This window comes from Exiguobacterium sp. s123 (genome assembly GCF_018617075.1).
GTDB classification, from domain to species: domain Bacteria; phylum Bacillota; class Bacilli; order Exiguobacteriales; family Exiguobacteriaceae; genus Exiguobacterium; species Exiguobacterium profundum.
The window spans coordinates 379,876-392,665 of sequence record NZ_JACSJL010000001.1 but is presented as its reverse complement, the minus strand read 5'-3'; the positions used below and the strand labels follow the sequence as shown (position 1 = coordinate 392,665).

Below are 12,790 nucleotides of genomic sequence, written 5' to 3'. Positions count from 1 at the left end.
ATTAAGTTCTTTAGCGATTAGTTTAGGAGGGAACTGAATGCGGGTACCTAAGAAAGAGCGGCAACGCTTGTTACAAGAAACGATTGAGCATAACCCGTTCATCAAAGACGAAGAACTGTCAAAACAGTTTTCTGTCAGCATCCAGACGATTCGACTCGACCGGATGGAATTAAAAATTCCGGAAGTGAGGGAACGGATCAAACATGTGGCTTCCGAACATCTCGATGAAGTCAAATCGCTTTCAATGAGCGAGGTCATCGGTGATATGATTGACTTGAAGCTAGATGACTCTGCGATCTCAGTCCTCGATATAGAAAAAGAACACGTCTTTAGCCGCAACGAGATTGCCCGTGGACATGTCTTGTTCGCGCAAGCCAACTCGTTAGCGGTGGCGCTCATCAATGATGAATTGGCGTTGACCACTAAAGCGGACATTCGCTTCAGTCGCCAAGTTCATCTTGGAGAGCGAGTCGTTGCCAAGGCTCGTGTGATGAAACTACGAGGGGACGGGAGAACGGACGTCACAGTTGAAAGTTATGTCGGTGAGGAGTGCGTCTTTGATGGCGACTTCACGATTTACCGACGTGGTGAGGAGGAGCAAGCATGAAGTTAGCGATTGATGCAATGGGTGGCGATCACGCACCGAAGGCGATTGTAGAAGGTGTGAAACGGTTCGTCGCGCAATATCCGAATGAACCGATGGAACTCTTTTTAGTCGGTGATGAGGTGAAAATTGCCTCATACGGTCTTGATGACCCTCGAGTAACGGTCGTTCCAGCCAGTGAGATCATTACAGGCGAAGACGAACCGGTACGGGCGGTGCGTCGTAAGAAGGACAGCTCGCTCGTCGTGGCAGCTCAGCTCGTCAAAGAAGGAAAAGCGGATGCTCTCGTGTCTGCCGGGAATACCGGCGCATTGATGGCGGCGTCTCTTTTCATCATCGGACGGATCCCAGGAATCGAGCGTCCGGCATTATCTCCGACGTTCCCTACATATACTGGTAGTGGTGTCGTCGTCCTGGATGTCGGAGCGAATCCGGATGCAAAAGCTGAACACCTCGTCGACTATGCGATTATGGGTTCACTGTATGCGGAACATGTGCGTGGCATCAAGACACCGCGTGTCGCCCTTCTCAATATCGGGACAGAAGCGGGTAAAGGAAATGCGCTGACAAAAGAAGCGTTCCCCCTCCTTGAACAGGCACCTGTCTATTTTGTTGGGAATGTCGAAGCGCGTGAAGCGATGTCAGGTGACGTGGACGTCATCGTGACCGAAGGATTTGCCGGAAACATCTTGTTAAAGGGTGTGGAGGGCTCCTCTTCGATGCTCATGAAGATGATGAAAGAACAATTCACGAGTGACCTTGTATCTAAACTCGCCGCTCTCATCTTAAAACCGAAATTGAGACGATTAAAAGAAACGCTGGATTATCGCGAACACGGGGGAGCCGGATTATTCGGGATCAATGCGCCGGTCATCAAGGCGCATGGGTCGAGCGATGCACTCGCCATCATGAGTGCGTTGAAACAGGCGAAAATCATGGTAGATCACGATGTCGTGGAAAAAATCAAGCGTGCCAAAGCCATAGACTAAGCGAAAGCAGGTGAAGATATGGGGAAAGTAGCATGGGTGTTTCCGGGGCAAGGTTCTCAAGCCGTTGGAATGGGACAAACCTTTTTAAATCACCCTGAAACGCTTCAAGCAATCGGACGTCGACTCGGGTTTGACCTCCTTGAAGTCATGTCATCCGGGTCGAAGGAAGACCTACAAGAAACGGAAGTGGCGCAGCCGGCCATCGTGGCGCACGCCTCGCTCCTCGCGCAAGCCTATGCGAAGAGCGGTGCGGCACCAGATGTCGTCATCGGGCATAGTGTTGGTGAATATGCGGCGCTCGTCAGTGCGGGTGTCATCGATCTTGAAGAAGCGACCGTTCTCGTCCGGGCGCGTGGACAGTTGATGTCTGAAGTGAAGGATGGAACGATGGCGGCAGTCGTCGGGATGACCGATCTTCAAGAAGCGCTTCATATCACTGAAAAAATCAGTGCGAGCGGGAATTTAGTTCAAATCGCCAACTTGAATTGTCCTGGTCAATTCGTGATTTCAGGGCATGTCGACGCGGTCGAACAAGCGGGCGTGGAATTGAAGGCTGCCGGTGCGAAGCGGGTATTGCCGTTAAACGTATCTGGAGCGTTCCATAGTTCCTACATGATGCCGGCGGCAACGCGTTTCCAAGATGTCCTCGTCTCGTCACCGTTTGAAGCGGCTTCCGTCGACATGATTTCGAACGTGGACGCGGCGGTGCATCGTGACCCTGAACAGTTGAAGGCGTTATTGACGAAACAACTGTATTCGTCTGTCCGCTTTGAAGATTGTGTACGCAAGGCGATTGCAGACGGCGTAGACACGTTCATCGAGTTCGGCCCATCTTCACCGCTTTCAGGATTGATTAAACGAATCGACTCGAACGTTTCGATTCAAAAGGCGACCACGCTCGAAGAAGTCGCCTCGTTAGGAGGAGAAGTACGTGCATGATCAAGTGGCGATCGTGACAGGGGCGTCCCGGGGAATCGGGGCGGCCATCGCGAAGCGTTTAGGGGAAGACGGCTTTCGGGTCGTCGTGAACTACTCGGGTAGTGAACAAAAGGCGAATGATGTCGTGGCCATGATCACGGAGGCAGGCGGCGAAGCCATCGCCGTGAAAGCAGATGTATCGAATGCTGACGATGTCAAAGCGCTCGTCAAGACGACAGTCGATACGTTCGGACGCGTCGATTGTCTCGTCAACAATGCAGGAATCACCCGCGACGGGTTACTCATGCGGATGAAAGAAGCCGATTTCGAAGATGTGCTATCGACGAACTTAAAAGGCGCCTTTTTGACATCACAAGCCGTCACGAGACCTTTGCTCAAGTCGAAAGCAGGTCGAATCATCAACATCGCCTCGGTTGTCGGGATTACCGGCAATGCAGGACAAGCGAACTATGCGGCTGCAAAAGCAGGGTTGATCGGATTGACAAAATCGGTGGCGCGCGAACTCGCGGGACGTCACGTGACGGTCAATGCCGTCTGTCCAGGGTTCATTCAAACGGATATGACCGATGCCTTGACAGATGCTCAACGAGAGGCTACACTCGAGCAAATTCCGTTCAACCGTTTCGGACAGGTGGAGGATGTGGCGAACCTTGTCTCCTTCCTCGCATCGGAACAAGCGGCTTATGTGACCGGGCAGACGATTGCCGTCGATGGCGGCATGACGATGGCGTAAAAGAGAACTTTACCAACAGACTGACATTTAATATACTTACCTTTGGAGGGATTTTATCATGACAAAAGAACAAATTTTAGTAGACGTACAAGAAGCAGTTGCTGAGAAGCTCGGGAAAGACGTATCTGAGATCACAGCAGAGAAATCGTTCAAGGATGACCTTGGTGCGGATTCACTTGAAGTAATGGAAATGGTGATGGACCTCGAAGACAAATTCGACATCACGATCGAAGACGAAGACGCTGAGAAGCTCGCGACTGTTGGCGACGTAGTGGCTTACATCGAAACAAAATTGTAATCAAGCCATCCCACCGCTCGGTTCCGGGCGGTGGGCTTGTGCTTATTCATGGAGGGAACTATGACAAAAGACAAACGACGGTTTGACCGTCAAGGGTCGGCGCAGCGACGTCGGCGTCAGGAGATGGAACGAGCACGCATCTTGGAATTATTTAAATCATTGGAAGAACGGTTAGACGTTCAATTTTCGAATCACGACTTGTTGATGCAGGCGTTCACACACTCATCTTATGTGAATGAGCAACGCGGGTTACGAAAAGACAATGAACGTTTAGAATTTTTAGGGGATGCTGTTTTAGAACTGACCGTATCTCGCTTTCTCTATGAGACTTATCCGGAGCGCTCCGAGGGGGAATTGACGAAATTACGAGCGGCGATCGTATGTGAACCGTCACTCGTGAATTTTGCGGAAGCTTATGCTTTCTCTGACTTCATCTTGCTTGGGAAAGGTGAAGAGTTGACCGGTGGACGAAAACGTCCGGCACTGCTTGCCGACGTGTTCGAATCCTATATCGGTGCTCTTTATTTGGACCAGGGAATTGAGGCCGTCGAACGATTCCTCGCCGAAGCGGTTTTTCCGAAAGTCTTAGCGGGAGTATTTGAAGAACAGACCGATTTCAAGAGCCAGTTACAGGAGAGCGTTCAACGGGAAGGACTCGGACCTGTTTCGTATGAAATCATCGAGGAACGCGGACCGGCGCATAGCCGGGAATTCGTCGCACATGCACGCCTCAGCGACGACATCGTCGGTGAAGGGGTCGGACGTTCGAAAAAAGAAGCCGAGCAATTGGCTGCTAAAGAAGCGCTTATTGCCTTTAATCGGCGCTACGCAGATTTATAAACGAAAGGAGTGGACCGCTTGGGGGTCCACTCCTTTTTCATGTCAATTGACCGAGTTCTTCGACGATACCATCGACTTCCGACAAAGAGAGCGAAGAGCGTGTCATCACGTACTCGTAAATCTCTTTCACCGCTGACGGATCAGCCGCATTATATTCTTCCGCTTTGATTGCACCGCGGTTAATAATGTTCATTTTATCCAAAATGGCTTCAATCATCTGTTCATTCGTCATCTGTATTCCCCTTTCTACAGTTCTTTTTAGAATAGCATGATTCGGGCATTTTGACGAACTGTTAACTGTGGTAAAATATACAGATGAATGCTTACTGCGGATAGGATGGTCACGATGCACTTAAAACGAATCGAACTCGCTGGCTTTAAATCATTTGCCAAGCGAATTGAATTAGATTTCCGTCCCGGCGTCACGGCTGTAGTAGGGCCGAACGGGAGCGGGAAATCCAATATATCGGACGCTGTTCGCTGGGTACTCGGAGAACAGTCGGCCAAATCACTTCGTGGTGCCAAGATGGAAGATGTCATCTTTGCCGGAAGTGAAGGAGAGAATCACCGAAATGTCGCCGAAGTCACGCTCGTCCTCGATAATCGAGACGAACAGTTGCGTCTCCCATATGAAGAAGTGAGTGTGACCCGTCGCGTGACCCGAAGTGGGGACAGCGACTATTTTATGAATAAAAAACCATGTCGGTTAAAAGATGTGATTGATTTATTTATGGATACAGGTCTTTCACGAGATGCGTTCGCCATCATCGGTCAAGGGCGGGTCGAACAAGTCATTTCTGGGAAACCGGAAGATCGCCGTGCCGTCATCGAAGAGGCAGCCGGTGTATTGAAATATCGTCAGCGGAAAAAACAGGCTGAACGCAAGTTACAGGACACCGAATTAAACTTGTCCCGAGTCGACGACATTCTGTTCGAGTTGGCGGACCGGGTCGAACCGCTCCGTGAACAGGCTGCACTCGCGCGGGAGTACAAAGTCGCCAAAGCGAGGCATGATGAACTCGAAACGGGAATCATGGGCGCAGAAATTCAATTGCTCCAACAGGAGATTGAACAAGTGTCGGCACGTCACGTGGAATCGGTTCAACAGTTATCTGACTGTGACCGTTCGGTACGTGACCTCACGGAGGAACGTAGCGGGCTCGAAGCAACGCTTGCTGAGCTGCGTGAAGAATTGACAGAGCTCAACCAGAACGAACGGGAGCACTCGACCTATGTCGAGCGCTTGACGGGTGACATCAAGCTCGCAAAAGCACAAGAAGAACATGGTGCCGAGATGAAAGAACGACTCATCCGTCAACGCGAAGAAGTACGTGCGGAGATGACCGAGCTTGAAGCGCGGTTGAAGGTCGTTCGTGAAGAACTTGACCAAAAAGGAAACACGTTGAAACAAACGACTGCGACGAGAGAGACGCTTCAACAACAGTTGACAGCCGCCTCTCGTGATTTCAATGCTGAAATTGAAGCGTTACAAAGTGAGGCGTTTGAACTCGCGACAACGAAAGCGACAATCGGTAACCAACAAAAGCGGGAACAACGAGATATCGATGTCGCCGTCGAGTCGAAAGAACGCCTTCTTCGCGAGAACAAACATCGTCTCGAGGATCGTTCCTCGCAGGAAGCGACGCTTTTGACGACTCGAGAACAGTATGAAGTGGTGCAAAGTCGCTTTGAACAACTGAGTAAAAAAGAAACGGAACTTCGGGACGAAGAGACGTCAATTCGTGAAAAACGTACCCGAGCCGAATCGTCTTATTACGATCTCGAACGCCGCCGTCAGAAGACGGAAGACCGAATCGAGATGCTCGAACGGATGAAGCAATCGTATGAAGGCTATTTCCATGCGGTCAAGTTCGTCTTAAAAGACCGCTCACCAGGTGTCCTTGGTGCTGTCGCCGAATTGATTCGTGTCCGTCCTTCGTATGAAGCGGCAATCGAAACGGCACTTGGGCAGACACAGCAGCATGTGGTCGTACAAGATGAATCAGTGGGGCGCCGTGAAATTGACAAATTACGAAAAGCCAACGCAGGACGGGCGACATTCTTGCCGATGACGACGATCAAACCGAGATTCGTGCCGAGTGACGTGTTCGATCGACTCGACTCGATGAACGGATTTGTCGGGGTGGCGTCGGAACTCGTTGAAACAGATGCATCATACGAGACGTTGAAAAAGTCGTTGCTCGGTTCAGTGCTCGTGGCGGAGACACTTGAAGTCGCGAACCGCATCGCCCAATCGACGGGTTATCGTTTCCGTGTCGTCACGTTAGAAGGGGACATCGTCAACGTCGGTGGTTCGATGACGGGTGGTAGTCGCAAGCAGGGCGTGGCCCTGTTCACGCAGTCGCGCGAATTGGATGACTTGAAACAAGGTCTCACCCAAGGGCTCGCCATGTTGCATGAACAAAAAACACGTCTTCAAGAGTATACAGAACAGTTGACGGACATTACGCATCAATTATCTGAACTTCGGGATGAGAAACGTTCCGTTGAAACGAACCTCCGTGAAGTCGAGTCAGCCTACCGTACTGCGGAACGTGCCTCGCTCGATGCCAAGTCACAACTTGAACTGTTCGATCATGAAATGATGCGCTACGAGCGGACGATCGAGACAGCGACTGCCGAATTAGAGCGACTGACGATTGAATTGGCCGATACGGACCGCGCACAAGCTGACATTCGTTCTCGTCTCGAATCGCTTCGGGCCGAGCAGGCGAAAAGTGCTGAGAGCACGGGCCAACTGGAATCGATGCTTCGTCAAAACGAGCTCGATCTTCAGCGGCACACGCTCGAAGAAGAACGGGTCCGATATGAATTGGACCGTTTGACGACCGAACAAAATCGTCTGCAGGAACGAAGCGATCAGATGGAGCGTGAACTGACGCGGCTCGAGAGTGGAGAAGTCGTGTCGTCTATGGAACTTGAGGCGACGCTTGCTACTGCCAAACTGGATTTCACAGAAATTCAAGAGCGGCTTCAAGAAGTGACGGCAACACTCAAGACGAACGAAGAGGCGTATCGGATCATACGTCAACGGGTCGATCAGGCAACGGAGGCAAGACGTCAAGCAGAAGCTGTCGTCCGAAAACTCGAAACGGCAAAACAAGAGTTCGAGCTGAAACGACAATGGAAGCTCGATGCATTAGAAGAGAATGGACTCGTTGCAGAACTATTGCCGGCACTCGAGATCCCACTAGAAGAGGCGAAAGAGGAGTTCAAGTTGCTCGTTCGTCAAATCGAAGAGATCGGACCGGTCAATCTAAATGCGATCGAAGAGTTTGATAGTGTCCATGAACGGTTCACATTCTTATCCGAGCAACGGGATGACCTCGTCAGTGCAAAAGAGGATTTATATGAGATCATCGCCGAGATGGACCGCGAAGTGACACGCCTCTTCAAAGAGACCTATACGAGCGTCCGGGCGCACTTCAAACAGACGTTCACCGAGCTCTTCGGTGGCGGGGAAGCGGATTTGAAATTGGTCGACGAATCGGATTTGTTGAACACAGGAATCGAAATCGTCGCCAAACCACCGGGTAAAAAGTTACAGACGCTCAGTCTGTTGTCTGGTGGGGAGCGTGCGCTGACGGCCATCGCCTTATTGTTTGCGATTTTGAAGACGCGTCCCGTACCGTTCTGTGTCCTCGATGAAGTCGAGGCGGCCCTTGACGAGGCGAACGTGCATCGTTTCGGAGAATACATTCGGACGTTGTCGATCGACACGCAGTTCGTCATCATCACGCACCGTAAAGGCACGATGGAAGCGGCGGACACACTATATGGCGTCACGATGCAACAGAACGGGGTGTCCGAGGTATTATCGGTCGAACTGTCTGAAGCAAAACGTGTCGTTGAAATGGATGAAGAGATGGAGGAATCACGTTGAGCTTTTTCAAGAAATTAAAAGAGAAGTTGACGACATCTACCCAAGAGGTGTCACAGAAGTTTACAGAGGGGTTGACGAAGACACGTGACGGCTTTGCAAGTGCCGTCAACGACCTCGTCTATCGCTTCCGCGAGGTGGATGAAGATTTCTTCGATGAACTCGAAGATTTACTCATTCAAGCGGACGTCGGCGTCACGACGACGATGGACCTCGTCGAAGATTTGAAAGAAGAAGTGAAGCGACGTAATCTGAAGGACCCGGTCGCGGTGCGTGACGCACTCGTCGAAGTGGTGGCGAACCGCCTCCAAGAGGATGAATCGGACCGTGAACTCAATATGCAGGACGGACTCACGGTCATCTTGTTTGTCGGCGTCAATGGTGTCGGAAAGACAACGACCATCGGCAAGCTGGCGCACCAGTTGAAATCTGAAGGGCGTTCCGTCATGCTCGCGGCAGGTGATACGTTCCGTGCCGGCGCTATCGAGCAACTTCAAGTATGGGGAGAACGTGTCGGGGTACCCGTCATTCGTCAAACGGAAGGATCTGACCCGGCTGCAGTCGTCTTTGACGCCGTTCAGGCTGCCAAGTCACGCAACATGGACGTCTTGATTTGTGATACGGCGGGACGTCTTCAAAATAAGGTCAATCTAATGAAAGAACTTGAAAAAGTCAAACGAGTCATTGAGCGGGAAGTACCGAACGGACCGCACGAAGTATTGCTCGCATTAGACGCGACGACGGGTCAAAACGCCATGGTTCAAGCGAAAGCGTTCAAAGAAGCGACGAACGTGAGCGGAATCGTCCTCACGAAGCTCGATGGGACGGCCAAAGGCGGAATTGTCCTAGCGATTCGGAACGAACTCGATATCCCGGTCAAGTATGTCGGCCTTGGAGAGAAGATTGACGATTTACAGGAGTTTGATCCAGAACAGTTCGTCCTTGGATTGTTCGGTGACGTTTTTGAAGACAAGAACGAGGAAGCTTTGACAGAAAAAGAGGACACAAACGAGGACCTCGCCTAAGTTTTGCTGTTAAGAAAAAAACTTGACAAGTACTAGGCACGGCTGTACTATAGGTAGTTGTAAAGGGATTTCACTTAACATGTGGAGGTGAAAGGTTTGACGCTCGAAAAAACGAATCGCATGAACTATCTCATCGATTTCTATCAAGCGCTCCTCACACCGAAACAGCGCAACTATATGTCTCTTTATTACCTAGATGACTACTCGCTCGGAGAGATTGCGGAAGAGTTTGAAGTCAGCCGTCAAGCGGTCTACGATAACATAAAGCGTACAGAAACGATGCTTGAACAGTACGAGGAAAAGCTAGCCCTATTCGAAAAGTTCGAACAGCGCCAGCAACTTCTTCAGACCCTCAAACGTCAAGTCGAGCTCACCGATGACGTGAGCGCCACGATTTCTGCGCTTGAGAATTTAGAGTAGGGGGCTGAAGCATGGCATTTGAAGGATTATCAGAACGATTGCAATCGACACTTTCAAAAATGCGCGGTAAAGGGAAAATCTCGGAGGCCGATGTCAAAGAGATGATGCGTGAGGTACGCCTCGCCCTCCTCGAAGCCGACGTCAACTTTAAAGTCGTCAAGCAATTCGTCAATGACGTGAAGGAGCGCGCCGTTGGTCAGGATGTCATGATATCATTGACGCCAGGTCAACAAGTCGTCAAAATCGTTCACGAAGAGTTGTCGAACTTGATGGGAAGCGATGTCGTCCCGATCACATTCAGTCAGAAACCACCGACAGTCGTCATGATGGTCGGTCTGCAAGGGGCAGGGAAAACGACAACGACCGGGAAGCTAGCGAACTTGATTCGTAAAAAGCATAACCGAAGTCCTCTTCTCGTCGCGGCGGACATTTACCGTCCGGCGGCAATCAAGCAGCTCGAGACACTCGGAAAACAACTCGATTTACCGGTCTTCTCACTTGGTGATCAAGTGAAGCCGGAAGAGATTGTGACGAAGGCACTCGAGTACGCAAAAACAAATCATCACGATTTCGTGTTGATCGATACGGCCGGTCGCCTTCATATCGATGAGACGCTTATGGGCGAGCTCGAAAATGTGAAGACGATTGCCAAACCAAATGAGATCTTCCTCGTCGTCGATTCGATGACGGGTCAAGATGCGGTCAATGTGGCCGACAGTTTCAATGAGAAACTCGGAATCACCGGGGTCGTGCTCACAAAGCTCGACGGAGATACACGAGGCGGGGCAGCCCTTTCGATCAAGGCAGTCACGGGAGCGCCGATTAAATTCGTCGGTCTCGGAGAAAAGTTGGATGCCCTCGAACCATTCCACCCGGAACGCATGGCGTCACGGATCCTTGGAATGGGGGACGTGCTCTCGCTCATTGAAAAAGCCGAGACACAGATGGACCAAGACGCAGCGAAGGAGCTTGAAAGCAAAATTCGTGACGCGTCATTCACGTTCGATGATTTCATTGAACAGTTGGCCCAAGTGAAAAACATGGGACCAATTGATGAATTACTTTCGATGTTACCTGGTGCAGGTAAGATGAAAGGGTTGAAGAACGTCCAAATCGACGAGAAACAACTCGATCACGTCGAAGCGATCATTCGCTCGATGACGAAACATGAGCGCGCCAATCCGGAAGTGCTCAACGCGAGTCGTCGTAAGCGGATCGCAAAAGGGAGCGGTCGCTCGATTCAAGAAGTGAACCGTCTCATCAAACAGTTCGATGACATGAAGAAGATGATGAAACAAATGTCAGGACAAATGAAAGGGAAGAAAAAAGGTCTCGGCCTTCCATTCTTCTAACAAAATCTTTTGTCAGTCGAACGAAAAAGCTGTATACTATAAAAGTTGTCAATTCTTAAACACATGATGGAGGTATATTACCATGGCAGTTAAAATTCGTCTTAAGCGCATGGGCGCAAAAAAATCACCTTTCTACCGTATCGTTGTAGCAGACTCACGTTCACCACGTGACGGTCGCTTCATCGAGCAAGTTGGTCACTACAACCCGGTTGCAAAACCAGAAGCAGAAGTTCGCATCAACGAAGAACTCGCTCTCAAATGGTTGGCAGACGGCGCGAAGCCATCTGACACAGTACGCAACTTGTTCTCTAAAGCAGGGATCATGGAGAAATTCCACAACGCGAAAAACGCGAAGTAATGATGTGGCCGACCTTTTCTGAGGTCGGCCTATTTTGTTGAGGAGGGAAAAAGATGGACTGGTTATATGTAGGGAAAATCGCCAATACGCACGGCCTAAAAGGGGAAGTGAAGATTTTGGCGGCGACAGACTTTCCAGAAGAGCGATTTAAAAAAGGAAACACGTTGTTTCTTGATGTCGACGGAACGAAACAGGAAATGACGATCACGACGTATCGTCCTCATAAGCAGTTTCACCTCGTCACATTCAAAGGGTTTGACAATATCAATCTCATTGAAAAATATAAAGGGCTGAAACTATATGTCCACGCCGAACACGTCCACGACTTGGACGAACACGAATATTATTATCATGAAATCATCGGCTGTGAGGCTGTCGTGGATGGGGAAGTCATTGGTGTCGTCGACGACATCTTTGAAACGAATGGAGCGAACGACGTATGGGTCATCAAACGACCAGGAAAGTCGGACGCGCTCATCCCTTATATCGAATCGGTCGTCCAAGAGATTGATGTCGATGCGAAGCGTGTCGTCATCACGCCGATCCCTGGAATGATTGACGATGAAGATTGATGTATTGACGTTGTTCCCCGAGATGTTTCATGCGCTCGATCACTCCATCGTCGGTCGGGCGAAGACGCTCGGGCAAGTGGAGATGTCGTTCCTCAATTTTCGGGACTTTTCAACGAACAAGCATCATAAAGTCGATGATTATCCGTACGGCGGTGGAGCGGGCATGTTGCTCACGCCGCAGCCGATCTTTGATGCATTTCATTCCCTTGAGGCGAAGAGCCCAAGGGTCATTCTCACGACGCCTACCGGAAAACCGTTCAATCAACGAATGGCCGAAGAATGGGCCAAGGAGGAACATCTGGTCTTTCTATGTGGACATTATGAAGGGTTCGACCAACGAATCCATGATGAACTGGCGACCGACGAGGTGTCGATCGGTGATTTCGTTTTGACAGGTGGAGAGCTCGCGACGATGGTCATGATTGATGCGACCGTAAGGCTCATTCCGGATGTACTTGGCGATCAGGCGAGCCATGAAGACGACTCGTTCTCGACTGGTCTCTTGGAATACCCTCACTATACGCGACCGGCTGATTTTCGTGGATTGACCGTGCCGGAAGTGCTCTTGTCGGGAAATCACGCCCGGATCGAGGCATGGCGCCGAGAGCAATCGCTCGAACGCACGTATCGACGACGTCCGGATTTGCTCGAACATGTCGAGTTGACGGATGTCGATAAAAAGTTTCTGCAATCGTTGCGCGATTGAGAAATATATGCTATGTTTGAGCATGTGGGTTAAACCCATCGATTACCGATGTT

General features: G+C 50.5%; 14 protein-coding genes. 13 read left to right on the top strand and 1 reads right to left on the bottom strand.

Annotated features, from left to right (window positions below; genetic code table 11):
* The first annotated feature begins 37 nt into the window (after positions 1-37).
* The 6 genes from fapR (at position 38) to rnc (ending at position 4,403) form a co-directional block, all read left to right on the top strand.
* Complete coding sequence (fapR, locus tag KNO72_RS02060) at positions 38-607, top strand: transcription factor FapR (protein WP_015881355.1); 570 nt, start codon at positions 38-40, stop codon at positions 605-607.
* Complete coding sequence (gene plsX, locus KNO72_RS02055) at positions 604-1,593, top strand: phosphate acyltransferase PlsX (RefSeq protein ID WP_214684489.1); 990 nt, start codon at positions 604-606, stop codon at positions 1,591-1,593. The genes fapR and plsX overlap by 4 nt, the downstream gene beginning before the upstream one ends.
* Before the next feature lie 18 nt (positions 1,594-1,611).
* The gene (fabD, locus tag KNO72_RS02050; protein WP_214757118.1) at positions 1,612-2,532 is read left to right on the top strand and encodes an ACP S-malonyltransferase; all 921 of its coding nucleotides are present in this window, start codon (positions 1,612-1,614) and stop codon (positions 2,530-2,532) included.
* The gene (gene fabG, locus KNO72_RS02045; protein ID WP_015881358.1) at positions 2,525-3,265 is read left to right on the top strand and encodes a 3-oxoacyl-[acyl-carrier-protein] reductase; all 741 of its coding nucleotides are present in this window, start codon (positions 2,525-2,527) and stop codon (positions 3,263-3,265) included. Before fabD ends, fabG begins: the two co-directional genes overlap by 8 nt.
* 58 nt (positions 3,266-3,323) lie before the next feature.
* Positions 3,324-3,563 carry an acyl carrier protein gene (gene acpP, locus KNO72_RS02040; RefSeq protein WP_015881359.1) on the top strand — a complete coding sequence of 80 codons (240 nt, stop codon included), beginning with the start codon at positions 3,324-3,326 and terminating at the stop codon, positions 3,561-3,563.
* A gap of 123 nt (positions 3,564-3,686) precedes the next feature.
* Positions 3,687-4,403: a ribonuclease III gene (gene rnc, locus KNO72_RS02035; RefSeq protein ID WP_035387821.1), complete on the top strand. Its 717-nt coding sequence runs from the start codon at positions 3,687-3,689 to the stop codon at positions 4,401-4,403.
* A gap of 37 nt (positions 4,404-4,440) precedes the next feature.
* On the opposite strand, the gene KNO72_RS02030 is transcribed toward rnc, so the two are convergent.
* On the bottom strand, positions 4,441-4,635 hold the full coding sequence (locus KNO72_RS02030) for a DUF1128 family protein (protein ID WP_015881361.1): 195 nt from the start codon (positions 4,633-4,635) through the stop codon (positions 4,441-4,443).
* Positions 4,636-4,749: 114 nt separating this feature from the next.
* On the opposite strand from KNO72_RS02030, the gene smc reads away from it, so the two are divergent.
* The 7 genes from smc to trmD all read left to right on the top strand — a co-directional run bounded on the left by smc (position 4,750) and on the right by trmD (position 12,737).
* Positions 4,750-8,307, top strand: coding sequence for a chromosome segregation protein SMC (smc, locus tag KNO72_RS02025; RefSeq protein ID WP_078146683.1), 3,558 nt, complete (start codon positions 4,750-4,752; stop codon positions 8,305-8,307).
* Complete coding sequence (gene ftsY, locus KNO72_RS02020; protein WP_015881363.1) at positions 8,304-9,329, top strand: signal recognition particle-docking protein FtsY; 1,026 nt, start codon at positions 8,304-8,306, stop codon at positions 9,327-9,329. The genes smc and ftsY overlap by 4 nt, the downstream gene beginning before the upstream one ends.
* 96 nt (positions 9,330-9,425) lie before the next feature.
* On the top strand, positions 9,426-9,749 hold the full coding sequence (locus KNO72_RS02015; RefSeq protein WP_015881364.1) for a putative DNA-binding protein: 324 nt from the start codon (positions 9,426-9,428) through the stop codon (positions 9,747-9,749).
* Positions 9,750-9,760: 11 nt separating this feature from the next.
* Positions 9,761-11,101, top strand: a complete 1,341-nt coding sequence (gene ffh, locus KNO72_RS02010) for a signal recognition particle protein (protein WP_214757117.1) — start codon at positions 9,761-9,763, stop codon at positions 11,099-11,101.
* A gap of 82 nt (positions 11,102-11,183) precedes the next feature.
* Positions 11,184-11,459 (top strand): 30S ribosomal protein S16, encoded by a 276-nt coding sequence (rpsP, locus tag KNO72_RS02005; RefSeq protein WP_015881366.1) that lies wholly within the window; start codon positions 11,184-11,186, stop codon positions 11,457-11,459.
* Between the two features lie 53 nt (positions 11,460-11,512).
* Positions 11,513-12,031 (top strand): ribosome maturation factor RimM, encoded by a 519-nt coding sequence (gene rimM / locus KNO72_RS02000; protein ID WP_078146685.1) that lies wholly within the window; start codon positions 11,513-11,515, stop codon positions 12,029-12,031.
* Positions 12,021-12,737: a tRNA (guanosine(37)-N1)-methyltransferase TrmD gene (gene trmD / locus KNO72_RS01995; RefSeq protein ID WP_078146686.1), complete on the top strand. Its 717-nt coding sequence runs from the start codon at positions 12,021-12,023 to the stop codon at positions 12,735-12,737. The genes rimM and trmD overlap by 11 nt, the downstream gene beginning before the upstream one ends.
* The last annotated feature ends 53 nt before the right edge of the window (positions 12,738-12,790 follow it).

Bases quoted from the DNA above. Each gene is read 5' to 3' on its own strand.
- ffh (WP_214757117.1), top strand. From the start codon at position 9,761: ATGGCATTTGAAGGATTATCAGAACGATTGCAATCGACACTTTCAAAA.
- acpP (WP_015881359.1), top strand. From the start codon at position 3,324: ATGACAAAAGAACAAATTTTAGTAGACGTACAAGAAGCAGTTGCTGAG.
- rpsP (WP_015881366.1), top strand. From the start codon at position 11,184: ATGGCAGTTAAAATTCGTCTTAAGCGCATGGGCGCAAAAAAATCACCT.
- smc (WP_078146683.1), top strand. From the start codon at position 4,750: ATGCACTTAAAACGAATCGAACTCGCTGGCTTTAAATCATTTGCCAAG.
- trmD (WP_078146686.1), top strand. From the start codon at position 12,021: ATGAAGATTGATGTATTGACGTTGTTCCCCGAGATGTTTCATGCGCTC.
- fapR (WP_015881355.1), top strand. From the start codon at position 38: ATGCGGGTACCTAAGAAAGAGCGGCAACGCTTGTTACAAGAAACGATT.
- KNO72_RS02030 (WP_015881361.1), bottom strand. From the start codon at position 4,635: ATGACGAATGAACAGATGATTGAAGCCATTTTGGATAAAATGAACATT.
- fabD (WP_214757118.1), top strand. From the start codon at position 1,612: ATGGGGAAAGTAGCATGGGTGTTTCCGGGGCAAGGTTCTCAAGCCGTT.
- rimM (WP_078146685.1), top strand. From the start codon at position 11,513: ATGGACTGGTTATATGTAGGGAAAATCGCCAATACGCACGGCCTAAAA.
- plsX (WP_214684489.1), top strand. From the start codon at position 604: ATGAAGTTAGCGATTGATGCAATGGGTGGCGATCACGCACCGAAGGCG.
- rnc (WP_035387821.1), top strand. From the start codon at position 3,687: ATGGAACGAGCACGCATCTTGGAATTATTTAAATCATTGGAAGAACGG.